The sequence below is a fragment of the Patiriisocius marinistellae genome, assembly GCF_009014635.1.
Classification (GTDB): Bacteria; Bacteroidota; Bacteroidia; order Flavobacteriales; family Flavobacteriaceae; genus Patiriisocius; species Patiriisocius marinistellae.
On the sequence record NZ_BKCF01000002.1, the window covers coordinates 269,752 to 294,254 of the forward strand.

A 24,503-nucleotide genomic window follows, 5' to 3' on the forward strand; every position below is an offset into this window, starting at 1 on the left:
CAAAAGAACAGGCTTTTTTTGTATAATGTATTTTTAGTATTCTTTCTTTTTTATCTTTTTAAAATTTATTATCGCAACACCAGCTTATCAATCATTTGCTTTCCAAGTTCTTCATTAAGCAGTCTAATAATTTTTGATTTGCCGTAACTTAATTCTTCTCTGAGTACAGATGAGGTTAATTGTACATATAATACGTCACGTTCCAAAATTACTTGTGTGGTATACGAAACTACACCAGGGCCCATTACATTATGCCATGCTTCGCTGGCGTTAACTTTGTCAAGACCCTTTGCTAATTTTCCTGAACCAATATAATCTTTTAATAAATCGCTTACAGGTTGGGATTCTGTATTTCTTTTTTTCTTTGACATCTTTTATTCAAAGTTAAATTTTATAAATCTTTTATACGTGTATTTTTTACCTTCTTCATTAAGGATAACCAGTTTTTCTTTAGTCGCTTCAATAATAAATTCGGTCCAGGTAGCATAAGGTGTTTTGTAATTAAGTGCTAACTGTTCTGGAAATTCAGTAATAATTTCAAATTCTTCCACATTTCCAGAGGTAATAAATGTACCGTCTAATTGTGGTTTCACTTTAGTGCGTTTTCCCAGAGTATTTTCTACAGAAATATAATCCAAAGTAGTGCTTATGTTAAATTCTTTAAGTACTCCATTTTCGTTCTCAACCGAAACTATCTCCCAATAACCATCAAGGTGTTGTATTTGTTCTTGTTTATTTTCGCTACAGCCTAATGCGAATAATGCGAATGCTATTATTACAAAATTTATTTTCATGTTTTTTAAATTTAAAAATGCCATTTGTTAGTTTGAACTAAGTTTAAACATCTTATAACTCTGGTGTATTTCTTTAATAATTTGTTCCGTTCTCTCTGCATGTGTGTCGCTTATAAATAATTGCCCAAAATTTTCATTGTTTACTAACGCTATAATTTGTGCTACACGTTGTTCGTCTAACTTGTCAAAAATATCATCTAGTAGCAAAATAGGATTCACTTTGCTTTGTCGTTTAATAAAATCAAACTGCGCTAACTTCAAAGCTATTAAATAGCTTTTTTGCTGGCCTTGTGAGCCAAATTTTTTAATTGGATACCCATCAATTTCCAGTGATAAGTCATCTTTATGTATTCCGAAATTTGTGTATTGGGAAAATTTATCCTTATTAATACCTTCCTTTAATAAATCGGCAAGTGGTTTTTCTTTTAATTGACTACTATATACTAAATCTACAACTTCATTTCCGCTACTAATAGCATTGTACCGTTCTAGAAATATAGGTAAATAAATTTCTAAAAAAGCCTGTCGTTTTTTAAATATAATAGTTCCTAGTTCACTTAACTGCTGGTTGTAAATCTCCAGTGTATCTTGATTGTGTGTATTATTTGCTGCAAAAAACTTTAACAGTGCATTGCGTTGTGCAAGTACTTTGTTATACTTTAATAAAGCGTTGAGGTATTGCGAATCTCCTTGTGAGATTACACCGTCAATAAATTTTCGGCGAGTATCACTGCCTTCTATTATTAAATCTCTATCTGCTGGGCTTATAATTACTAATGGTAAAAAACCTATATGTTCACTAAGTTTATCATAGGCTTTACCATTGCGTTTAATTATTTTTTTATTCCCTCTTTTTGCGCTGACGATTATCTTTTCTGGGCGTTCATTTTTCTCATAAGCGCCTTCAACAACAAAAAAATCTTCTCCGTGTTTAATATTTTGTCCCGTGATGGGATTAAAGTAGCTTTTTCCGAAAGATAAATGATAAATAGCATCTAATACATTTGTTTTTCCAACGCCATTATGTCCAACAAAGCAATTTATCTTAGGATCAAAAGAAAAAGTTTCAGATTCAAAGTTTTTGTAATTTAAAAGTGATATATTTTCTAACTTCATTAAAACTAGAGGGTTGAAAGGTTTAAAATTTCCGAAGTTCTTAAAATTTAAGAAGAAAAATGGCTGCGGAAATGTAGTATATATTAAGACTGCAAAATATCGAAAAATAAGAAATCTTTTCGCTTTTTAATTCCGTTAAAAATTTTATTTTTGCCGTTCATTAAACCAAAACTATGGCAACGTACAAGAAACGAGGCGGTAAACCGAAAAGTAAGCAAGTAGAGAATACAGATTTAGATGCTCTAGAGCAAGATAGTACTACGGCTGAGGTGTTCAATACACTAGACGAAGGTGCCAATCGAACTGAAAAATGGGTTGAGAAAAACCAAAATATTATCCTTATAGTTGTAGGTGTCGTTGCAGTTGCGGTATTGGGTTATTTGGCATATATTAATTTTGTACAAGAGCCAAAAGAGGCTGAGGGTATGAATGAGATGTACCAAGCTCAAACGTATTTTGACACTGCATTAAACGCTACAAATGGCCAAGATTCAATCTATAATCTTGCGCTAAATGGTGGAAAAGGAAAATATGGTTTCCTTAAAATTATCGATAACTACGGTGGAACAAAAGCTGGAAATCTTGCAAACTATTATGCAGGTATGGCTTATTTGAATACTAACGATTACCAAAATGCAATTTCATACTTAAGTGATTTTAGTAGTGATGATGCTATGTTAGGTCCTTTAGCAAAAGGAGCTATAGGAGATGCATTTGTACAGTTAAATCAAAAAGATGAAGCATTAGGATATTATGAGACTGCTGCAACAATGCAAACTAATGAGTTTACATCTCCACGTTTTCTTTTAAAAGCAGGAGTTACTGCTCTAGCATTAGGAAAAGGTGATGTTGCAAAAAAACACTTAAAAAATCTTGTTGATAATTATGCTGCATCTGCAGAGGCTACAAAAGCAAAAGCATATTTAGCACAAGCAGAAGCAATGAACGAATAGCACATGGCTACACAAAATAACAATTTATCGGTTTACGATAAGACGACAATCCCAAACGCGAAAGACTTCAAGTTTGGGATTGTTGTTTCTGAATGGAATCCAGAAATAACAAACGGTATGTTTCAAGGTGCATTTGACGCAATTTTAGATTGCGGCGGTATTAAAGAAAATATTGTTCGTTGGGATGTTCCAGGAAGTTTTGAACTAATTTACGGATGTAAAAAAATAGGAGAAAGCTATGAAATGCTAGATGCTATTATTGCAATAGGTAATGTAATTCAAGGTGAGACTAAACATTTTGATTACGTGTGTGAAGGTGTTGCTCAAGGTATTAAAGACTTAAATGTACAAGGAGATATACCTGTAATTTTTTGTGTATTGACTGATAATAACCGCCAACAATCTCTTGATCGTAGTGGTGGAAAGCATGGTAACAAAGGAACTGAGGCCGCAATCGCTGCCATAAAAATGGCACAGTTAAGAAAAGACGCTAGGTTTTAACAAAAAGTAGTATATATTTTTTGACAACAGTTATTCTTACTAGATAAGGCTAGGTGATGTCACTCAAATCTACATAGAGTATACATATGCTAATACTAAGTAAGAATTCCTTCTATCTTTTTTTAGCATATACTATAAATTTTAAAAAAAGGCTCACGCATAAAGTGGAACAAATTTGTCTTTAATCTTTTATTTTTTTAAAGCTTAAGCTCTATTTCTTAATGGTACATTCTTTGTTAATAATAACCTAGCCATTTAAAATGGTAAAAACTGCCATTTTTAGTACATTTACATTAAGGAAAGAGATTATGGGACCTACAAAATTCACAATCATAAAAAAGCTTAAATCGAATAACCGTTTTAATTATACACCCCGTTATTACAAAGGAAAAGAAGAGGTAGAAGACCATAAACATGCAACTCGTTTTGATGCATACGCAGATACCTTAAATGATAATGATTACGCAGGACAATGGCGTAATGCGCGTACATCAGTAAGAAATAGAAATAATGTAGAATTTAATATTACTGTTATAGCAATTATAGCAGTACTTGTACTTATATTTCTATTTATCATTGATTTTGATTTGTCAATTTTCTCAATGAGCTAATGGCAGATATTATCCAACTTTTACCAGATCACGTTGCAAACCAGATTGCAGCGGGTGAAGTAGTGCAACGCCCAGCAAGTGTTGTCAAAGAATTGCTAGAGAATGCAATTGACGCAGGAGCGACTCAAATTACATTACTTATAAAAGATGCAGGGAAAACTCTTATTCAAGTAACAGATAATGGAATGGGGATGAGCACCACAGATGCCCGTCTTAGTTTTGAGCGTCATGCCACTTCAAAGATTAAAATAGCCGAAGATTTATTTAATTTACATACTAAAGGATTTCGTGGAGAGGCACTTGCATCTATCGCTGCAATCGCGCACGTAGAATTGAAAACTAAAACTCATGATGCTGAAATAGGCACAAAAATTTGTGTTGAAGGAAGTAAAGTTATTGAGCAAGAACCAGCAGTAGTGCCAAGTGGTACAACAATCGCAGTTAAAAATTTATTTTATAATATACCAGCACGTCGCAATTTTTTAAAGAGCAATCCTGTAGAAACTCGCCACATTATAGATGAATTTCACCGTGTGGCACTCGCTCATCCACAAGTTGCTTTTACAATGTCTCATAATGGAGCATCGGTTTTCAATTTACCTGAGAGTAATTTGAGACAACGTATTGTGAATATCTTCGGAAATAAAACGAACGAGAAATTGGTGCCTGTTGAAGAAGAAACCGATATTTTGAAAATAGAAGGTTTTGTGATCAAACCAGACTATGCTAAAAAAAGTAGGGGGGAACAATTTTTCTTTGTTAATGACAGATTTATCAAAAGTGCATATTTAAATCATGCCATTGTTTCAGCATTTGAAGGATTATTAAAAGGTGGTTTTCATCCAGGGTATTTTTTGTTTTTGACAGTTGACCCTAAAACAATTGATATAAACATACACCCCACTAAAACCGAAATTAAGTTTGATGATGAGCATTCTATGTACGCAATGCTTAGGTCAACAGTAAAACATAGCTTAGGGCAATTTAGTATTGCGCCAGTGCTAGATTTTAACCGTGAGTCAAGCTTAGATACACCTTATAATTATTCAAAGAAAAAAATTACTGCACCCACAATTGAAGTGGATAGAACATTTAATCCATTTAAAGAGGAATCAAAACCAAAGCAAGCTAATATTAGCTTCCCTTATAAACGTGAGAAAAATGCAGCTTCTTGGGAGTCTTTATATGTGGGGCTAGAAGATGACACAGCAAATGCTAATGATAATCAGCATATAACTTTTGAGAGTGAGCAAATCACTGGAAAGTTATTTGAAGATGATTCGACAGAAGTGAGACAGGTTACATTTCAGCTTCAAAATAAATATATTGTTAGTCCCATAAAAAGCGGGATGATGGTTATTCATCAACATTTAGCACATCAGCGAATTTTGTATGAAGAGCTTTTGAAAAATATTACCTTACAACAAGCAGTAAGTCAACAATTATTATTTCCACTTCAATTACATTTTTCAAAATTGGATATGGAGGTATTGAAGAAAGTGCAAGAGCAATTAGAGCATACGGGATTTGTTTTTTCAGCATTTGAAGAAGATTTTGTAAATGTGTCTGGGATTCCCGTGGCACTAATTGAAAGTCAAGCTAGCCAAGTCCTTGAGCAACTTATTACAGATATTGATAATGAAGTACCTGATGCAGGTTTTAGTCAAAATGATTTGCTTGTAAAATCAATGGCTAAAAGTATGGCAATTAAGAGTGGGACAAGGTTGAATAAAGAAGAACGAGAGCACTTAGTAAATCAATTATTTTTATGCAAAGAACCAAGTGTTTCACCTTCAAATAAGCCAGTCATCGTTACATTAGATGCGAATGATATGGATAAAAAATTTATGTAAATGGGAAGAATTACCGAAACGGTTAAAGTTTTAATTATTATAAATGTTATAGTATATGCAGGTTCTCTGTTTTTAGGGGATGTGGCTTATAAATTATTTTCATTATACTATTTTGAGCATCCAGATTTTCAAATTTGGCAGCCCATTACCCATATGTTTATGCATGATCAGAATAGCTTTATGCACATTCTTTTTAATATGTTTGGGTTGTATATGTTTGGTTCACCTTTAGAGGCACAATGGGGAAGAAATAAATTTTTATTCTTTTACTTTTCAGCAGGGCTTGGTGCGGCATTTATACATTCATTAGTTGCTTACTTTCAGGTACATCAAGGAATGGATGTACTAATGTCAGCAGGATTATCTCAAAATGAGATTACACAATTATTGAATACAGGAACGTATAGATCTAGTATTTTAGATGTAATTTCAATAGAATCTATTCAAGGAGTTTATGAATCATTTAATACACCAGCAGTGGGAGCTTCAGGTGCAATATATGGGATTTTAGTTGCGTTTGGTTTAATGTATCCAAATGCAGAATTAATGCTAATATTTTTGCCTATCCCTATCAAAGCAAAATATTTTATACCTGGATTAATTATTCTCGATTTGTTTTCTGGACTTACAGGATTCTCTTTGTTTGGACAAAATATTGCAAATTGGGCACATTTAGGTGGTGCATTTTTTGGGTTTATTATGGCCTATTACTGGAAGAAAAATAGTATGAATAATACGCGTTGGGATTAAATATGACAATAAACGAATTAAAATATAAATATAAAACCAGCGGTATTGTAATCCAGCTTATAGTTGTCAACGTAGCTGTGTTTTTAATCTTGCAGTTGTGCTCTTTAATATTTGGAGTTGAAAAAGAAACGCTTGCATCTTGGTTTGTATTACCAGAAGATTTAGGAGATTTAATTTTGCAACCTTGGTCTTTAATAACATATGCTTTTGTTCATTTTGGATTTATGCATTTGTTATTTAATATGTTATGGCTATATGTTTTTGGGCCTTTTATTTTAAATCTATTTCAGCCTAAACGATTTTTAACTATCTATCTGCTTGGTGCGCTTTGCGGAGGTTTGCTTTATGTATTTGCCTATAATGTATTGCCTATTTTTCAAGGTCAATATGGCTATTTGTTAGGAGCTTCAGCAGGAGTGAGGGCGATAGTTTTTTTTATAGCTGGTTACTCGCCAAATATGCAAATGCGTATTTTTACGTTTAATATTAAGCTATGGCATATCGCTGCAGTTTTGTTTGCGCTAGACGTATTACAATTAATGTCTCCTGGAAATAGAGGTGGCATGATTGCCCATATAGGAGGCGCAGCATTAGGATATTTTTATGGAACTCAGCTAGCCAAAGGAAACGATATTGGTTCTTGGTTTGAAAAATGGATAGATGGTGTTTCTAATATGTTTAAACCCAAAAAAGAAAAACCGTTTAAAAAGGTTCATAAAACGAGAAAAACCACATTAAAGAATAGCGCTGTAAAGAATAATAAAACAGAACGTCAATTAAAAGTTGATGCTATTTTAGATAAAATAGGAAAAAGTGGTTATGAAAGTTTATCAAAAGATGAAAAAGATTTTCTTTTTAAAGCTGGGAATGAGTAATAAGTTACATTGAAAAAAACAACTTTTATAGGAAAATTACTGTACAGGCTCAATGCGGTTTTTGCGTTATTGTTACTCCTGTCACTTGTGCTACCTTATATTCCGCCCAAGAATTTTCCTTATGCATCTTTATTAAGTCTCGCTGTTTCACCATTAATCTTCATTAATTGTTTGTTTTTAATCTATTGGATTGTTACAATTAAAAAAAGTTTTTTATTGTCAACAGCAGTATTGATCTTGGCATATTTTAGCTTCAATACTTTTTATAAATTTTCTTCGGAAACTGAAACTAGCCAACATGAACATAAGCTTTCGGTTTTATCTTATAATGTGCGGCTTTTTAATGCGTACGAAAAAGAAGATAACAATAGTCAAAAGTTTATTACTAAGCTAATTTCAGAAGAAAATCCAGACGTAATTTGTTTTCAAGAATATTATAGGGAAACCGAAATCACTCTTGAGGGGTATCCTCATCGTTATATCCACTTTAAAAATGATAAAGTTCATTTTGGACATGCCATTTTTTCAAAATATCCATTAGTTTATGAGGGTGCTTTTGATTTTCCTCAAACTTTAAATAATACACTTTATGCAAACGTTGTAAAAGGAGGAGATACTCTGCGCCTGTATAATGTGCATTTAAAGTCTATGAGTGTTCAGCCTACTGTTGATTATTTACAACAGGAAAACAAAACTAAATTATTTAAAAGAATGACATCTGCTTTTGAAAAACAACAAGAGCAAGTAGAGGCAATTTTGAAACACAAAGAGCAGTCACCACATCCTGTTGTGGTTGCAGGGGATTTCAACAATACTGCTTTTTCTTATATTTACAGAAAGATGCAAAAAGGAATGAAGGATGCCTATGTTGAGAGTGGATATGGGTTAGGCACAACCTTTAAATTTGATTCATACCCTATGCGAATTGATTATATTTTTACTTCGGAAATGGTTGATGTGTTAGAGTTTAAAACTAAAGAAGAAACTTTTTCAGATCATTACCCTATAAAAGCAACAGTAGGTTGGGATTCTAATTAATTAAAATTTAAAAAACATCTAAGGATTCTAAATAATTTAATGAATTAGAACCTTCATTACATAACAAATCGAGTACAGATAAATTGCTAAAAAAACCATTTTTATCTTCAAATACTTGATGATAAGTTGTAAAATTATAAACTTTTTCTTTTTTACAATCAGCTAAATAGCGAGCATCAAATTGATCGGGGTTTTTGTGATATTCAGTTGTCTTTAATATTGTTCCCGAAATTCCAATTAATTCTATAAGTACTTCTAATATTCTCAAATTAAAATCAAGCAAATTGTCAACCTCTCTTGTAAATAAAGGCTCTAAATCATCTTCATAATATTCAAAAAAAGGAGAAGTGCGGTAAGCGGTTTGTATAGATTTCCAATGCTCAGCTAGCCAAGGAAATTCATTTTCAGGTTTTACATCACGGGTACTTTGATGCTTTAATTCTTTACTGTGTTTAATAGGAATGGTCAAGAGTAATTTTCCATTTGTATGTGCAATATAAGCCCGGTTGCGATAGGTTTGCTTTTGATAATTATCAGCAACTTCAAATATAATACTATCCGCCTTTGCCATTGCAGCCATTGAAGCAATAGAAGGTAAATAAGTAGGGTATAATAAAATTGTTTTTGCTTCCAATTACTTAGTTGCCTTTTTCTTCTTTCTGAAATAATTAAAAACCAAGTAACCTCCAAGAGCAATTAAAAAGTATATAAAATAAGAAACAGGTTTTCCAGATCCTCCTACAGTTGTAAACAATCGCTCCCATCTTATCTTATTCATTAGCCCATTAGCATTACTATCCCAACTCATCCATACAAATACTGGTTTTCCTACTACGTGATTAAAAGGTACATAACCCCAAGATCGTGCATCCTGCGAGTTGTTACGGTTATCTCCCATCATCCAGTAGTAATCCATTTTAAAGGTATAGTCAGTCAAAGGTTGGCCATTTAACAACACTTGTGTTCCATTTTGAGTAATTTTATTTTCAATACCCAATTCACTGCCTTCATAGGTTTCAATAATACGTTTATAAAATGGAATACTTTGCGCATCTATTGTTACAGTCTTACCAGCTTCAGGAATGTATATGGGACCAAAAAAATCATTATTCCAAGCATAATCTGGACTGTGTGGAAAAATTCCAGAATTATATTGAGTGCTCTCATTTTTAATAGGTATTATTTTCGCTACATCTTTATAACTTTTAAACTGTTCCATTGCCTCATCTGTCATATGCATAATGTAGGTATTTGGATTAGGGTCTGCAGAAATATCTGTTATATCATAACGTTCTCTCAAATAGTCAATGTCATTTTGATTTATTTGCCTTTTAAAAATTACACCATAATAAAATTGTAGTTTAGCACGATCTGGGAGCACATTTTTTTCTCCATTTATATAGACGTAACCTGCTCTAACTTCAAGAGAGTCTCCAGGAACACCCACACACCTTTTAACATAATTTGATTTTTTGTCAATTGGTTTTTGAACGCTACCACGCATGCTTGCTGGATTGATATCAACGAGTGTATCTACTGGCCAATTAAAGACTACAATGTCATTACGAGAAATATCTTGAAAACCAGGTACTCTAAAATAAGGAATTTGTGGTTTTGAACTGTATGACTTAACCCCAAGCTTAGGAATGGTATCATGCACCATAGGAAATGATATAGGCGTATTAGGCGTTCTAGCTCCATAATGAAACTTACTTACAAAAAGAAAATCACCTACTAAAAGTGTTTTTTCTAATGAAGAAGTAGGAATAGTAAATGGTTGCATAACATACGTATGTACTATTGTTGCTGCAACTACGGCAAATAATATTGAACTAACCCATTCGCCCGTGCTAGTTCTAGGTTTTAATGACCTGTCTTCAATATAATTAAGTTTTTGTGTGTAATTAATGTAATAAATGTAAAGCCCCAATGTTAAGATTGCTAATGCCGTATCCGTCGGTGAGTTCTTCCCAAAACTTCTAATCGTTTCTACCCATACTACAGGAAACATAATTAAGTTAACAATAGGTACAAATAACAAAATAGTCCACCACCAAGGGCGGTTAATAATTTTCATTAAAACCACCGCATTATAAACAGGTACTGCTGCTTCCCAAGCTTTTCTACCTGCCGCTACGTATAATTTCCAAGTACCTAAAAAGTGAATTACCTGTACAATTAAAATCAATAATAACCATCCTGTCCAACTCATATTTGTTTTTTTATGTCAAAACTGACAATTTTTTCTTCAAAAATATTTTAACCTTTTTTACCCATCATTATATTCCTAACACTTCTTTCATTGAAAAAATCCCTTTTTTATCTTGAAGAAATTCTGCTGCAATGATGGCTCCTTTTGCAAACCCGTCTCGCGTATGTGCTTCATGGGTAATACTAATAGTGTCAATTTGTGACATATATTCAATAGTGTGCGTTCCTTTTACTTCGGGTTCTCTTTTAGCCGAAATATTAATTACTCCATCACCTTTTTTGTCTAAAGACCAATTTGTACTATCGTGGTTTTCAATGATACCTTCGGCTAGGGTGATAGCAGTACCGCTGGGTGCATCTTTCTTTTCAATGTGATGAATCTCTTCAATAGAAGCTGTATATTCCTTCCATGGTTTCATCAATTTTGCTAATTGCTTATTAAGTTCAAAAAATAGATTTACACCTACGCTAAAGTTTGACGCATAAATAAAACTTCCGTTACGTTCTTTGCATATTTTTTCTACATCAGCTTTTTTTGATAACCAACCGGTTGTGCCTGAAACTACAGGAATATTGTTTTCAAAACATTGTGTAATATTTGCTATAGCGGTTTCGGGAGTTGAAAATTCGATAGCAACATTTGCAAGTTTCAAATTTCCGCTTTGCGAACTACTGCCACTTTTATAAACTATGGTATGACCTGCTTCTACAGCAAGTTTTTCAATAGTTTTACCCATTTTTCCGTATCCTAAAAGTGCAATTTTCATTATAATTTGTAGCGAAATGACAACCCATAATTGGTCTGGTTAAATACAGGGTCGTAGTCTAAATTAGGTGTTACCGAAATATCATCGTTCACATCATATTGACGTAAATGCGCGTCAACATTAGCATCAACAATATTAATGAGATAAAAAGCAAGTGATACAATTATGCTTACATCTTTATTTCTCCTAGCAGTTTCTTGTGCGTCGATAAGACGTTCGTTTGAAATTGATGGTGTTGTGCCAGTACCGTAAAATTCATCATCAGTAAATCCAGCTAGGCGTCTTTTATATGCATCTCTAAAGCGGTTGTAATCTTTGTCATTTCTTAAATAGAAATAAACTCCTGCACCCATACCGGCATATATTACGGGGATTTTCCAATATTTTTTATTGTAGGCTTGCCCCAATCCTGGCACAACAGCAGAATAAAAAGCTGCCTTTTGAGGAGCTAGTGGATTGTATTCTTCTTTAATTGAATCTTTGACAACTATTTTTACCTCAGGAGTTACTGAGATAGAATCAGTTTGTGCGAAAAGAGTTAAAGAAAAGCACAGAAATACAATATGTAATAACCTATTTCTCACCTTTTATTAGTTTGAGAATGCGTTCAAAATCTTCCTTATTTTTAAAAGGCACTACAAATTGACCTTTACCAGAAGCACTTACTTTGATATTTACTTTACTGTTTAAAATATCTGCTAGATTTTTACTTGCATCTTTTGCGTATGATGGGATAGTAGCTGTAGTTTTAGCTTTAGGTTGTGGTTTATTAATACCTCTAACCAACGCCTCTGTATCTCGTACCGAAAGTTTATTGCCTAATATTTGCTCATAAATTGAGAGTTGTTCTTCTAAGTCATCAATTGTTATTAAAGCGCGACCATGTCCCATTGAAATAAAACCGTCACGCATTCCTGTTTGAATGATGGGGTCTAATTTTAAAAGGCGAAGATAATTTGCAATTGTTGATCTGTTTTTACCTACACGATCGCTCATTTCTTCTTGCGTCAAATCAATCTCTTCAATAAGACGTTGATATGAAAGTGCAATTTCAATAGGATCTAGATCTTCTCGTTGAATATTTTCAACAAGTGCCATTTCTAACGATTCTTGGTCGTTAGCAATCCTTATATAGGCAGGAATTGTTTTAAGACCAATTAACCCAGAAGCACGAAAACGACGTTCTCCACTAACAAGTTGATATTCATTAAACCCCAATTTTCTAACTGTAATGGGTTGAATAACACCAAGTTCTTTTATAGATGAAGCAAGCTCACGTAAAGCTTCTTCGTTAAAACTTGTACGCGGTTGAAATGGATTCATTTCTATAGTGCCTAGGTCTAGCTCTACGATATTTCCAACAACCTTATCTGCGTTTTTATCTTGTGCTGTTTGTATATCATTAGCTGGGTCTTTCAATAATGCTGAAAGTCCGCGTCCTAATGCTTGTTTTTTTGTAGCTTTTGCCATGTTCACTATCCGCGCAGGCGGACATCTCTTTTAGTTCATTAATCGCGCAGGCGAGTATCTCTTTTATTTATTCGTAATGACGAATATCTTTTTCATTTATCTCATTTCCGAAGAAAGAAATATTTTTAATTGAATAATCTATTTATTCTTAGCAATCAGTTCTTCGGCAAGGCTTAAGTAATTATTTGCTCCTTTACTGCTAGCATCATAACTAATAATGCTTTCACCATAACTAGGTGCTTCACTTAAACGTACATTTCTTTGAATGATTGTCTTAAAAACCATGGCGTCAAAATGTTTTTTAACCTCTTCAACTACTTGGTTTGACAAACGCAGTCTTGAGTCAAACATAGTTAACAAAAGACCTTCGATGTCTAACTCTGGGTTATGTATTTTTTGAACACTTTTAATAGTGTTTAATAATTTACCAAGACCTTCAAGTGCAAAATACTCGCACTGAATAGGAATAATCACAGCATCTGCAGCAGTTAGAGCATTAAGAGTAAGTAACCCTAACGATGGAGCACAATCAATGATAATATAATCATAGTCGTTTTTAAGGTCAGTTATTACCTGCTTAAGCATGTACTCACGATTTTCTTTATCTACAAGTTCAATCTCAATAGCAACTAAGTCTATATGAGCAGGAATAATATCAACATTGGGAGAGTTAGTTTTAACGATAGCCTCTTTAGCTGTTGCGCTATGCTCTAATAATTGATAGCTTCCTATCGTTACAGCTTCAACATCAATACCTAACCCAGAGGTCGCATTTGCCTGTGGGTCTGCGTCGATTAACAACACTTTTTTTTCAAGAACTCCCAGTGAAGCAGCTAAGTTGACTGATGTTGTTGTCTTCCCAACACCACCTTTCTGGTTTGCAATAGCAATTATTTTACCCATTAATGTGATTAAATTTAAAGGTTAAAAGTACTACTATTTAAAAGATTTTGAAACCATTTTTGTTAACAGGAAGTGAACAACCTTTTTTAGGCTGAGTGCTTATAACTTCTGAAATTTTAAGGAATGTATTGACGTGTTCTGTTGTTTGTTCTTTTTTTTTAACTTTAGTAAAACTAAAAAACTGCAATTATGAAAAAATTACTACTTACTTTATTACTTATCTGCGGTTCTGTAAATTTCATAATAGGGCAAACTATTTGTCCATATCTGGATGACATTATAAAATTTAAAATCAAGCAGATGTTCCTACAGTTACAAACAATGGGGATGGTACGGTTACGTTGACCCATGCTGATCCTTTAATAAATAATGTTTTTGAAGGATATGAACTATCGCAATTTGAACAATCATTTCCGTCGTCCTCTAATCCAGAATTATTGAAATTTTATACGATAGGTTATAATAGTAAAGAACTTTTTTTAGACATAGGATCAAGTCTTTCGGGTAGATTTATATTTGATAACCCCGCTCCAGTTAATGAGATTTTATCTTCTATTATAGATTTTGTTGATGGTAAAGAGTTTAATCTAGATGGGTTTTACCAAGTCTCTGATATAGACCCTTGTTCTAGTGATTGTCCATTTGTTATGGTTTCAAATGAATTTTATACACGTGTTGCTTTTGAATACGACGCTGCAGCACAGTTATTAACTATGGAAACTGTAGATGTCACATCTTGCGGAAATCAATTTTCAATCTCCTTTGCCGGACCCAATGACATTGGAGGTTCTGGCGAATTTCAAAATGCTCAAACATGGCGAATTGATTCATTTGATGTAGGGGCTAATAACCAAGGGGATGAGTGTTTTAATGTAGAGAGCACGCTCTTTTCATTATTCGAACTAGCATGTAATGAGCTACCGGATGGACAATTAGGTATTATAACAAGGACAGCTACAGATGAGTTGATCTTAAAAAAAGATAACGTTTTTGGCGGTGAACTTGCAGTATTACTTAGAGATGCTTCCTTATCTGTTGATGAAAACCAATTAGATAATGTGATAGTTTTTGAAACAGAAAACAATCCTTATTTGCAAGTTGAAAATAAAACCAATCGAGAATTAGATCTGAGAATTTTCGATTTAAATGGGAGAGAGGTGATAGGTAAAACGGCATTAATTAATAACACCATTAATATTACGGCTTTGCAAAAAGGAACACTTTATTTAATTTCATTAAACGATAACTTCGGAGACCGAAATACAATAAAATTTATCAAGCAATAAACTAATTTGTCCTATTTTTTAGGCCGAAAAATATATAATTTACAAGGGTTAAGCTTTGGGTATTCAATTAATTTTGGATGCTCAAATTCTTTTACAAATTGCATGCCTATTTTCTGCATTACATTTTCAGAGGGGATATTATGAAATGTACAAACAGAAATGATCTCTTCGAGTTTTAAAATTTCCGAAGCATAGGTTAAGCATGCTTTTGCAGCTTCAGTCGCGTAGCCTTTTCCCCAAGCAGATTGTTTTAATCGCCATCCAATATCGACTGCGGGTGTAAAATCACTTTCCCATGTTTGCATAGCAATGCCTGTAAAACCTATAAATTCATGAGTGTTTAATGTTTCAACGGCGTAATAGGTGTAGCCGTAGTCTTGTAAATGTTTCTTAAATCGAGTGATTAAATCTGTGGTTTCTTTTAATGATAAGACGGCCGGAAAATGTTCCATTACAATTTTATCAGCACACATTTTGGCAAAAGGGATAATATCACTTTCTTCCCAATTACGAAGACCTAATCTTTCGGTTTGAATAAAATAATTCATTAATCTGCAACCGAATCAATCAAAATTTGCAATAACTCAATCGCCGCGTCACTAATTCTCGTTCCAGGTCCATAAACGGCAACTGCACCAGCATCAAAGAGAAATTGATAATCCTGTGGCGGAATTACACCACCCACGATGACCATAATATCTTCACGGCCCAATTTTTTCATCTCTGCAATAACTTGGGGAACGAGTGTTTTATGTCCTGCTGCTAATGAGGAAACGCCAAGTATATGAACATCATTCTCAATTGCTTGTTGTGCAGCTTCTTTTGGTGTTTGAAAAAGCGGTCCTATGTCAACATCAAAGCCCACATCTGCATACCCTGTTGCTACTACTTTTGCGCCACGGTCATGACCATCTTGCCCCATTTTTGCAATCATAATTCGAGGTCTTCGACCTTCAAGTTCGGCAAATTCATCTGCCTTTTCTCTTGCTTTTGCAAAGGATGGGTCTTGTTTAATTTCTTTACTATACACGCCACTAAATGATTTAATTTGTGCTTTATATCTGCCAAAAACAGCTTCGAGCGCATCACTAATTTCGCCAAGTGTTGCTCGTGCTCGGGCAGCTTCAATAGCTAAAGCTAACAAATTATCTCCACCTGTCTTAGCTGCTTGTTTAATTTTTTCTAAGGCTTCGGAAACGTGACCAGCATTTCTACTTTTTTTAATGGATTCAAGTCTCGTTATTTGAGCGTTTCGCACCATTTCATTATCCACGTCTAGTATTTGAAGTGGATCTTCTTTTTCAAGTTTATATTTATTTACTCCCACGATAATATCTTGTGAGCTGTCAATACGTGCTTGCTTTCTAGCAGCAGCTTCTTCAATACGAAGTTTAGGGATTCCAGCTTCAATTGCTTTTGTCATTCCGCCAAGTTCTTCTACTTCTTCAATAAGTTCCCATGCTTTGTGAGCAATCTCATCTGTTAAGCTTTCTACATAATAACTTCCCGCCCATGGGTCTACTGTTTTTGTAATCTGCGTTTCTTCTTGAAGATAAATCTGTGTATTACGAGCTATTCTTGCTGAAAAATCTGTGGGTAATGCAATAGCTTCATCAAGTGCATTTGTATGTAACGATTGTGTTCCTCCAAAGGCTGCAGCCGATGCTTCAATACACGTTCTTGCAACATTATTAAAAGGGTCTTGTGCTGTTAAACTCCAACCACTTGTTTGACAATGTGTACGTAATGCAAGCGACTTTTGATTTTTAGGATTGAATTGTTTTACCAATTTCGCCCACAACATTCTGGCTGCGCGCATTTTAGCAATTTCTTTAAAATGATCCATCCCAATTGCCCAAAAGAATGATAGGCGAGGAGCAAAGCTGTCAATATCCATGCCTGCTTCTAGACCTTTTCTAATGTATTCTAATCCGTCTGCGAGGGTGTACGCTAGTTCTATTTCGCAAGTAGCACCTGCTTCTTGCATATGATACCCAGAAATAGAAATAGAATTAAACTTAGGCATGTTTGCCGATGTATATTTAAAAATATCACTAATGATTTTCATTGATGGTGTAGGAGGATAGATGTACGTATTACGCACCATAAACTCTTTTAATATATCGTTTTGGATAGTTCCTGCTAATGCTTCTGGAGAAACGCCTTGTTCTTCAGCGGCAACAATATAAAAGGCTAAGATGGGTAAGACGGCACCATTCATAGTCATTGATACACTCATTTTGTCTAACGGAATTTGATCAAACAAAATTTTCATATCCTCAACACTATCTATGGCAACTCCAGCTTTTCCCACATCGCCCGTCACACGTTCATGGTCACTGTCATACCCTCTGTGCGTCGCTAAGTCAAAGGCTACAGAAAGTCCTTTTTGCCCCGCAGCAAGATTGCGACGGTAAAATGCATTACTCTCCTCTGCAGTTGAGAAACCTGCGTATTGCCTTATGGTCCAAGGTCTACGAACGTACATTGTAGAATAAGGCCCTCTTAAATTAGGTGCAATTCCTGCAACAAAATTAAGATGCTCTAACCCTTTGATATCCTTTGCAGAATATTTTTTTACTCCAGATTCTTTTGGCTCAATTTGCGATGATTTTGCAAATGAATTTAAAGAAAGATTTTGTACGTTTTTTTTAGCCATTACATCTTAGTCTTTAAAACAAAAGGGTCGTAATTGATATCCGTTTCCGAAGCCAATTGTATATAGATCGTTTTTCCATTTGCAGTCATAATGTATGAATTGTTATACCATGACTTTCCTTTCCTTGATGTGTCATCCACTTGGTACACGCTCTTAAAAATATCGTGCCCTTCCATGTGGTTATACTTTGCAGTCATTTTTTTGTATTCTAGTTTTGTATCTTCAGCCACACGGTCATTGTTCATAGTCATCATACCAAGTAATTGCTGGGCATCTTCCTTGTTGAAAGACATAAACTCCATAGTATTAGTGATAACTGTAGCACCTGTTTCTTTATTTAAAAAAATGTAAACATTACCTTTTTTCTGCTTCAATTCATTTATATAACGCAGCGTATATTGAGCTTGTTTATTTTTCTTATTCTCCTTAGCAAAGGAGGTAAATGTTGCTAGTGATATTCTTTCAAAACCATTAGGGATAAATACTTTTACACCATTATCCTCTAAAAATTCGTAAGTTCCATCTAAGGAAATTGTTGTTGCTTCTTTTTTCTTTTCATCGCAAGAAATGGTTGTTGCAAAAGTGCATACACACATTATTAATACTGCGGTAATTTTTAATAAATTTTGTGGGGATGTTTTAAATAGTCTCATTTTCAAGTCTGTTTTTTTCATTAACCTCGGCTAATCTTTTCGGGGTAATTGGGGATATTAATGTTTTACGTGGTTTTATTTTTGTGAATGGATACAACTCTAAATTATCCTTCATGCTGTCATTTAAATTAGGATGTTTATTTGTCCCTAGAAGTACAATTTTACCTTGGTCAAAAAGTTGTTGCTCTTTTAAAGCGCTGTCCTTTATTTTTTTCTGAATTGTCCCAGCCAGTAATTGATTTAAAAGTCCACCGTTTTTTTCAATATCTTTAAATAATACTAGTGCTTTTTCTGAAATTTCTTTCGTCAAACTTTCAATATAATAAGCACCATCTGCTGGATTTGCAACAGTGTCAAAATAGCTTTCTGCTTTTAAAACGAGTAATTGATTGCGAGAAATACGTTCGCCAAATTCATTACTTTTATGGTATAATGCATCATATGGTAAATTACAAACAGTATTTGCACCACCTAAAACAGCACTCATACATTCTGTTGTGGTACGTAACATATTGCTGTTATAATCATAAATAGTTTTGTTACGCATGCTTGGTTGTGCTACAATATGACAAGTTTGTATTGCTTCATATTCTGCAGCGAGCGTAGCATATAAATGACGAAGCGCTCTAATTTTTGCAATTTCAAAAAAGTAATTACTCCCTACGGAAATATTAAAAACAAGTTCACTTTTTACTTCGGAAATAGAATTTATAGTACTTAAATATTCATGTGCTTGACATAATCCATAGGCTAATTGTTGCACCATAGTTGCTCCAGCATTTTGAAACACTCGCATGTCAACCGAAATAATATTTTGAGCGGGTAGTTTTTTGACCAACCTATTTAAAGAGGCCATGTCTGTTTTCTCATTTTGAAACCAATTACCTTCTTCGGTAAGTTTCCCTATTGGGTCAATATTGAAATAAAAAACGGATTTTTTTTCAGAAAGAAATTCGTTCAATTCAATAATAAAAGCTTCGTCTAAAAACTTGAAATTAAAATAGATTGTTACGTTTCCGAAGTTAAAATTTTTAAAAATTTCAGCAATAGAAAATCTTTTTTCTGAAGTAAAAATGATTGCTTCTGCACCGCGATTTATAGCATCAATGGCAAGTGTATTTGATATTGCTACATCATCAATAAATACTTTTTGAGCGATGTTCCATTGTGATGGATTGCCAGGGATAGAAATGTTTTCAATAGCATCATCTTTATGATATGTAGGCGTAACATTAATACCTTCAAGACTTTGCCAAACGAGGGTGTCGTTGTAATCTGCACCTTTTAAGTCTACCTGTATTTTTTGCTTCCACGCTTTTGCAGAAACAGGTTCAAAATCTGAAAATAGTGGAGATTTCATATATTTATTATTGGGTTGAAAATTAAATTATAATTTAAATGTCCTTACTAATGTGGCAGTTAATTATGCACAGTGTGACAAAGTTATCTAGTAAAATATTATTTTTTTTTCAAACTGTCTTCATGCTCGATTATATATATGTCTTCGTTTTCTCTTTTTAAATAATATTTTTCACGAGCAAATTTTTCCATCTCAGTACTATCTTTCATTTTTTCTATAAATGCTTTGTCGTGTTTAATTTCGGCTTGATAAAATTCTGCATTTTCTTCTAGTGCATTGATGTCATCATTTAATTCTTTGTGAAAAAACCAATTATTAGCATCAAAGAAAAACATCCAAATAAAAAACAGTAAAAGTATGAGCATGTATTTATTGCTCATCCATTTAAACCATTTATTTTCCTTGATTTTTTTTAAACTCATTTTATAATCTATCTGCGATGATAGTTCTTATTAAATCAACGGCAACAGTATTGTATTTATTGGTTGGGATTATAATATCTGCAAACTCTTTTGTTGGCTCAATAAATTGTTGATGCATAGGTTTTAATGTAGTTTGGTACCTAGTTAAAACTTCATCAATATCTCTACCTCTTTCTGCGATATCTCTTTTTAATCTTCTAATTAAACGCTCGTCACTATCCGCGTGTACATATACTTTAATATCAAACATATCCCTTATTTCGGGATGGGTTAATATTAAAATACCTTCTACAATAACTACTTTTTTAGGGTGTGTAGTAACGGTTTCTTTAGTACGATTATGCTCTACAAATGAATAAACAGGCTGCTCAAATGACTTACCATTTCTTAATAATTTTAAATGTTGGTGTAGTAACTCAAAATCTATTGAATTAGGGTGGTCAAAATTTATTGCGATACGCTGGTTATATGTTAAATGACTTGTTTCCTTATAATAGGAATCTTGACTAATAACACATACTTCATCAACAGGAAGTTGTTCAATAATTTGTTGTACGACGGTTGTTTTTCCGCAGCCTGTACCACCCGCAATACCAATAATAAGCATAGTCTCGTTTTTTACAAAAATACAGATTTTGTTAGGCGCTCGTAGTGTTTGTCCTATTACTTTTCAACAGCTTCTACTTCTTCTTCAGTAACTATTTTATCTTGTGTGTTTCCCCAAGTATTCATTGTATAATTCATTACATCTGCGACTTCTTTGTTACTGAGACCCAGAGGTGCCATGATATTATTATATGTTTTTCCGTTGACTTCAATTTCTCCTTTAAGACCATATTTTATGGCGTGGATACTTTCGGTACGTTTTTCAGTTAGCCAGTTTGAGCCAGCTAAAGGTGGATAGCTTTTACCTATACCTTTACCTTTAGGTCTATGGCATTGTTTGCAAAAATCATCATACACTTCCTTTCCTCGAGTTATACTCTGCTCAAGGGGTGTTTGCATTATGTCTTTATTTTGCCCAATGGTGAGTTGTCCTTTGTCTTTTGTAGTTTTCTGATTACAAGAAAATAATGCTATTGAAACTAAAAAAATAGAAAGAATTGTTTTCATTATTTGTTGTTGTTTTGTTGGAACTATTTTTATAATTGAAATTAAAGAAGTCCTTAGACAATTTTTTTTTTAGAAGAAAAAATTACTGTTTAATTATTCTGGGATAACTTTATAGATACCGTCACCCTCAACTGCAATATAAATATAACCGTCTGGTGCTTGTTCTACATTTCTAACTCTACCAATGTCTTCGGCTATTTTTTTTCTTCCAGTTACTTTATCTCCTTCTAATTCTAAAAGTTCAACGTAATTAAATTTTAGTGAACCTACAAGTAAATCACCTTTCCAATCTGGATATACATCGCCAGTTACAAAAGTCATTCCGCAAGGTGCAATTGAGGGAACCCAATAATAAATAGGTTGTTCCATACCTTCTTGGCTAGTTTTCTCTGTGAATTTTGAACCACTATAGTTTACACCATAGCTAATTACTGGCCAGCCATAGTTTGCTCCTTTTTTAACAATATTTACTTCATCTCCGCCCTTTGGACCGTGTTCGTGTATCCAAATTTTTCCAGTTGTAGGGTGTAAATCCATACCTTGGGGATTTCTATTTCCGAAGGTGTAAATAGCTTTTTTTACTCCAGTTTCATTGACAAACGGATTATCTTTAGGGATACTTCCATCATCATTAAGTCTATAGATTTTTCCGCCATCCCTAGTTTTATCTTGTGGGTTAACATCTCTTTCGCCACGCTCACCTATAGAAAAATAAATAAAACCGTCATTATCAAACTCAATACGAGAACCAAAATGTTGCCCTTTTGTAGTGTTTGGAGTAGCCTTATAAAGTGTTTCAATATCAGTTAATACTAATTCATCACTCAACTTACAACGAATCAACTTTGTATGTCCACCATTACCGTCACCATCTGTGGATGCATGTGTTATATATATCCAGCCATTTTGTTTGTAATTAGGGTGTAATTTAATATCTAAAAGACCACCTTGTCCACGGTTGTAAACTTCGGGCACATTTTTAACTTCCGTTTTAGTTCCGTTTTTAAAATGAATAAGTTCGCCACTTTTCTCGGTAATTAGCATTGCACCATCTGGAAGCCAAGTCATTCCCCAAGGGTTACTAAGATTATCAACTACTTTTTGAGTTTTATAACCTCTTGTAACGGGTGAATTAAGAGCAATATCATTTTTCTTTTTTGGAGCTTGACAAGAAGCGAATAAAATTAAAAGTGAAACTATTGATAGATATGTTTTCATAGTATTTATATTTCAATTTAAAAATACAAAACATATAAGCTTCAAACCTTTTCTTAACTCAATATTAAGGTTTTGGTCATTAAAAATCCCTTTCAAATAACTGAAAGGGACTCATTATATTAAGTCTATCCAATAATGCGGGGGCATTTTGGGTCTCTGACTTGTAAAATGTACGGAATATTTAACATATTGGTTTTAATTTATAGTCTATTAAAGTATTTATCCAAGTAAATAATCCTATTTTTTAACCATTGCTCGGTATAATCTAAATCTTCTTGACCTCCTACGTTTCCCCATAAGTCTTGTTCTCTTTTATAAACATGGGTTTCATTAAACGATGTGTATAAAGATTCCGTTGATTTAATTAATGCCTTTTCAGAATATTGATTTTCTCTTAACTCTGCCCAACGTATTTTCAATTTGTTTTTAAAATCGCCTGCATTTGTATTAAGTAATCTTTCAAATAAATTATTCTTTAAAATATCATATGTGATATCGCTTCGGCGACCATCTATTACCGTTCCTAACGTGCCATCAGTATCCCAAGGCACGAAGAAATAAGGAGTGTCAGTGTTGTATTTTCCGAAAAAATAATTTTTCCCCAGATTATCTGTTGCTCTTATGATATTGACATATAAAAAATACTCAACAGTATTATCAATATCTATTTTGTTTGAAATTTCAGAAGTAAAACTAGCCTCATCTGCAGTTGCTACAAAAGAAACAAAATCATGTAGATTGTCAAAATAGGACTCATAATTTTCATAAGGATACTCCATATCAAAACCAGACCATCGTGGTAAATGATTTTTAAATGGGGGAGCAGCTAAAAACTTAGTCGCATCTTCGTAACTTTTTGAAGAAAATAACTCACCACGCACTTCATTTTCTTTCATTTTTTTTAAAGCTAATTGCTTTCTATCCACTTGCTCTCCCAGTAAATAAAGGCCTTTGTATTGACCTGCTTCAAAAACTTCTACAAATTCAACATCTGCAGCACTTTTTGCTTTAGGTTCTTCTTCAATGTAGGCAGGTGTATAAATATCTAGCCATAGTTTTGTAGTTATGTAAGACCTAAATTTTAAAGGTTGGTTATACAATCCTATTAAAATCCAGTCATCATCTTTACGCATGTTTCCAAATTGTACATCAATTGATTCCTCACTTGTAGCATTCTCGCGAAACTCCATATCGTACGACTTTTTAGGATATGTTAATGCAAGATTTCCTCTAAGTTCAATTCCTATATTGGCAGTAAATGTAGTATCCTTATCTGCATATTTAAAACGTGCCATTGTCTTAGGCTCATCTGCTATAGGTTGATTTGCGTTGATTTGAATGAGAGGTAAGGAGGTAGGGTAGAGAGTATATCTTATAGAATCTTTTAAGAGAATAGCTGTTTTTTCTTCTGAAATTTTCTGCACATTTTCAAAGCTGAATATTTGATTATCAATATTTAGTTTTGAAATTTTTCGTTTGGTGAACTGTGGATCATTAATATTCCATAGTATAATTCGATTTTCTGTATCAACTGCGATAAACTTATTTTCTGAAGTATTAATATCTATTTGACTCACTGCTGTGCATTGAACCATGATAATTGTAATTAAAAATATAAAGATTGGTTGTTTCATAGTTTGTGCTAGTAGTTTAAACCAAAGATAGTTATTAGTATTCTTTTTAATTTTCTCAATAAGATATCTTAACTTTTTTTTATTATTAATTGATACTCATAAAAATAGTAGCTATCTTAAATAAATGCACAAATATATAAAACCAAAAAACCATCTGATTTCTCAGATGGTTTTTAGTCGGGGTGGCAGGATTCGAACCTGCGGCCTCCACGTCCCAAACGTGGCGCGATAACCGGGCTACGCTACACCCCGAATTCAATTTTTAAAACATGTCTTAAAAATCGAAGTGCAAAAATAACTATTTAAAAGGATTCTA

At 33.5% G+C, this 24,503-nt stretch carries 26 protein-coding genes and 1 tRNA gene; 8 read left to right on the forward strand and 19 right to left on the reverse strand.

Annotated features, from left to right (window positions below):
• Positions 1–68: 68 nt before the first annotated feature.
• From GB234_RS07905 to recF, 3 genes are read right to left on the reverse strand one after another with little or no spacing between them, the layout of a single operon-like run.
• The gene (locus GB234_RS07905) at positions 69–371 is read right to left on the reverse strand and encodes a DciA family protein (RefSeq protein ID WP_151894009.1); all 303 of its coding nucleotides are present in this window, start codon (positions 369–371) and stop codon (positions 69–71) included.
• 3 nt (positions 372–374) lie between these two features.
• Positions 375–794: a hypothetical protein gene (locus GB234_RS07910; RefSeq protein WP_151894010.1), complete on the reverse strand. Its 420-nt coding sequence runs from the start codon at positions 792–794 to the stop codon at positions 375–377.
• Positions 795–821: 27 nt separating this feature from the next.
• Entirely contained in the window at positions 822–1,910 is a 1,089-nt protein-coding gene (recF, locus tag GB234_RS07915; RefSeq protein WP_151894011.1) for a DNA replication/repair protein RecF, read from the reverse strand.
• A gap of 173 nt (positions 1,911–2,083) precedes the next feature.
• Here recF and GB234_RS07920 point away from each other — a divergent pair, with 173 nt between their 5' ends.
• The 7 genes from GB234_RS07920 (at position 2,084) to GB234_RS07950 (ending at position 8,491) form a co-directional block, all read left to right on the forward strand.
• A complete protein-coding gene (locus GB234_RS07920; protein ID WP_151894012.1) occupies positions 2,084–2,863 on the forward strand; it encodes a tetratricopeptide repeat protein in 780 nt (259 codons plus the stop codon).
• 3 nt (positions 2,864–2,866) lie between these two features.
• Positions 2,867–3,364, forward strand: a complete 498-nt coding sequence (ribH, locus tag GB234_RS07925; protein WP_151894013.1) for a 6,7-dimethyl-8-ribityllumazine synthase — start codon at positions 2,867–2,869, stop codon at positions 3,362–3,364.
• 260 nt (positions 3,365–3,624) lie between these two features.
• Positions 3,625–3,975: a hypothetical protein gene (locus tag GB234_RS07930; protein ID WP_235906082.1), complete on the forward strand. Its 351-nt coding sequence runs from the start codon at positions 3,625–3,627 to the stop codon at positions 3,973–3,975.
• Positions 3,975–5,828, forward strand: a complete 1,854-nt coding sequence (gene mutL / locus GB234_RS07935) for a DNA mismatch repair endonuclease MutL (RefSeq protein ID WP_151894014.1) — start codon at positions 3,975–3,977, stop codon at positions 5,826–5,828. Before GB234_RS07930 ends, mutL begins: the two co-directional genes overlap by 1 nt.
• Positions 5,829–6,578, forward strand: a complete 750-nt coding sequence (locus tag GB234_RS07940) for a rhomboid family intramembrane serine protease (protein ID WP_151894015.1) — start codon at positions 5,829–5,831, stop codon at positions 6,576–6,578.
• A gap of 2 nt (positions 6,579–6,580) precedes the next feature.
• Positions 6,581–7,453, forward strand: a complete 873-nt coding sequence (locus GB234_RS07945) for a rhomboid family intramembrane serine protease (protein WP_151894016.1) — start codon at positions 6,581–6,583, stop codon at positions 7,451–7,453.
• Between the two features lie 9 nt (positions 7,454–7,462).
• Positions 7,463–8,491: an endonuclease/exonuclease/phosphatase family protein gene (locus tag GB234_RS07950; protein ID WP_151894017.1), complete on the forward strand. Its 1,029-nt coding sequence runs from the start codon at positions 7,463–7,465 to the stop codon at positions 8,489–8,491.
• A gap of 7 nt (positions 8,492–8,498) precedes the next feature.
• Here GB234_RS07950 and GB234_RS07955 read toward each other — a convergent pair whose 3' ends face one another.
• From GB234_RS07955 to GB234_RS07980, 6 genes are all read right to left on the reverse strand, one after another.
• Positions 8,499–9,125 carry a WbqC family protein gene (locus GB234_RS07955; RefSeq protein WP_235906084.1) on the reverse strand — a complete coding sequence of 209 codons (627 nt, stop codon included), beginning with the start codon at positions 9,123–9,125 and terminating at the stop codon, positions 8,499–8,501.
• Positions 9,126–10,703 (reverse strand): signal peptidase I, encoded by a 1,578-nt coding sequence (gene lepB, locus GB234_RS07960; protein ID WP_151894018.1) that lies wholly within the window; start codon positions 10,701–10,703, stop codon positions 9,126–9,128.
• Between the two features lie 67 nt (positions 10,704–10,770).
• On the reverse strand, positions 10,771–11,469 hold the full coding sequence (gene dapB / locus GB234_RS07965) for a 4-hydroxy-tetrahydrodipicolinate reductase (protein ID WP_151894019.1): 699 nt from the start codon (positions 11,467–11,469) through the stop codon (positions 10,771–10,773).
• A complete protein-coding gene (locus GB234_RS07970; RefSeq protein ID WP_151894020.1) occupies positions 11,469–12,053 on the reverse strand; it encodes a DUF5683 domain-containing protein in 585 nt (194 codons plus the stop codon). Before GB234_RS07970 ends, dapB begins: the two co-directional genes overlap by 1 nt.
• On the reverse strand, positions 12,043–12,939 hold the full coding sequence (locus GB234_RS07975) for a ParB/RepB/Spo0J family partition protein (protein WP_151894021.1): 897 nt from the start codon (positions 12,937–12,939) through the stop codon (positions 12,043–12,045). The genes GB234_RS07970 and GB234_RS07975 overlap by 11 nt, the downstream gene beginning before the upstream one ends.
• 138 nt (positions 12,940–13,077) lie before the next feature.
• A complete protein-coding gene (locus GB234_RS07980; protein WP_151894022.1) occupies positions 13,078–13,842 on the reverse strand; it encodes a ParA family protein in 765 nt (254 codons plus the stop codon).
• A 341-nt stretch (positions 13,843–14,183) separates the two neighbouring features.
• Between GB234_RS07980 and GB234_RS07985 the strand changes: the two genes are divergently transcribed.
• Positions 14,184–15,128 (forward strand): T9SS type A sorting domain-containing protein, encoded by a 945-nt coding sequence (locus GB234_RS07985; RefSeq protein ID WP_151894023.1) that lies wholly within the window; start codon positions 14,184–14,186, stop codon positions 15,126–15,128.
• Positions 15,129–15,139: 11 nt separating this feature from the next.
• Here GB234_RS07985 and GB234_RS07990 read toward each other — a convergent pair whose 3' ends face one another.
• The 10 genes from GB234_RS07990 to GB234_RS08035 all read right to left on the reverse strand — a co-directional run bounded on the left by GB234_RS07990 (position 15,140) and on the right by GB234_RS08035 (position 24,439).
• On the reverse strand, positions 15,140–15,676 hold the full coding sequence (locus GB234_RS07990) for a GNAT family N-acetyltransferase (RefSeq protein WP_151894024.1): 537 nt from the start codon (positions 15,674–15,676) through the stop codon (positions 15,140–15,142).
• Positions 15,676–17,787 (reverse strand): methylmalonyl-CoA mutase, encoded by a 2,112-nt coding sequence (gene scpA, locus GB234_RS07995; RefSeq protein ID WP_151894025.1) that lies wholly within the window; start codon positions 17,785–17,787, stop codon positions 15,676–15,678. Before scpA ends, GB234_RS07990 begins: the two co-directional genes overlap by 1 nt.
• Complete coding sequence (locus tag GB234_RS08000; protein WP_151894026.1) at positions 17,787–18,440, reverse strand: hypothetical protein; 654 nt, start codon at positions 18,438–18,440, stop codon at positions 17,787–17,789. The genes scpA and GB234_RS08000 overlap by 1 nt, the downstream gene beginning before the upstream one ends.
• Positions 18,427–19,800, reverse strand: coding sequence for a methylmalonyl-CoA mutase subunit beta (locus tag GB234_RS08005; protein WP_151894027.1), 1,374 nt, complete (start codon positions 19,798–19,800; stop codon positions 18,427–18,429). Before GB234_RS08005 ends, GB234_RS08000 begins: the two co-directional genes overlap by 14 nt.
• 98 nt (positions 19,801–19,898) lie before the next feature.
• Positions 19,899–20,222: an FtsB family cell division protein gene (locus GB234_RS08010; RefSeq protein WP_151894028.1), complete on the reverse strand. Its 324-nt coding sequence runs from the start codon at positions 20,220–20,222 to the stop codon at positions 19,899–19,901.
• A 1-nt stretch (position 20,223) separates the two neighbouring features.
• Positions 20,224–20,829 carry a uridine kinase gene (udk, locus tag GB234_RS08015; protein WP_151894029.1) on the reverse strand — a complete coding sequence of 202 codons (606 nt, stop codon included), beginning with the start codon at positions 20,827–20,829 and terminating at the stop codon, positions 20,224–20,226.
• Positions 20,830–20,885: 56 nt separating this feature from the next.
• Positions 20,886–21,335: a c-type cytochrome gene (locus tag GB234_RS08020; RefSeq protein ID WP_151894030.1), complete on the reverse strand. Its 450-nt coding sequence runs from the start codon at positions 21,333–21,335 to the stop codon at positions 20,886–20,888.
• Positions 21,336–21,428: 93 nt separating this feature from the next.
• Entirely contained in the window at positions 21,429–22,553 is a 1,125-nt protein-coding gene (locus tag GB234_RS08025) for a PQQ-dependent sugar dehydrogenase (RefSeq protein ID WP_151894031.1), read from the reverse strand.
• A 200-nt stretch (positions 22,554–22,753) separates the two neighbouring features.
• Positions 22,754–24,187, reverse strand: coding sequence for a CotH kinase family protein (locus tag GB234_RS08030; protein WP_151894032.1), 1,434 nt, complete (start codon positions 24,185–24,187; stop codon positions 22,754–22,756).
• A 177-nt stretch (positions 24,188–24,364) separates the two neighbouring features.
• Positions 24,365–24,439, reverse strand: a tRNA-Pro gene (locus GB234_RS08035).
• Positions 24,440–24,503 lie beyond the last annotated feature (64 nt).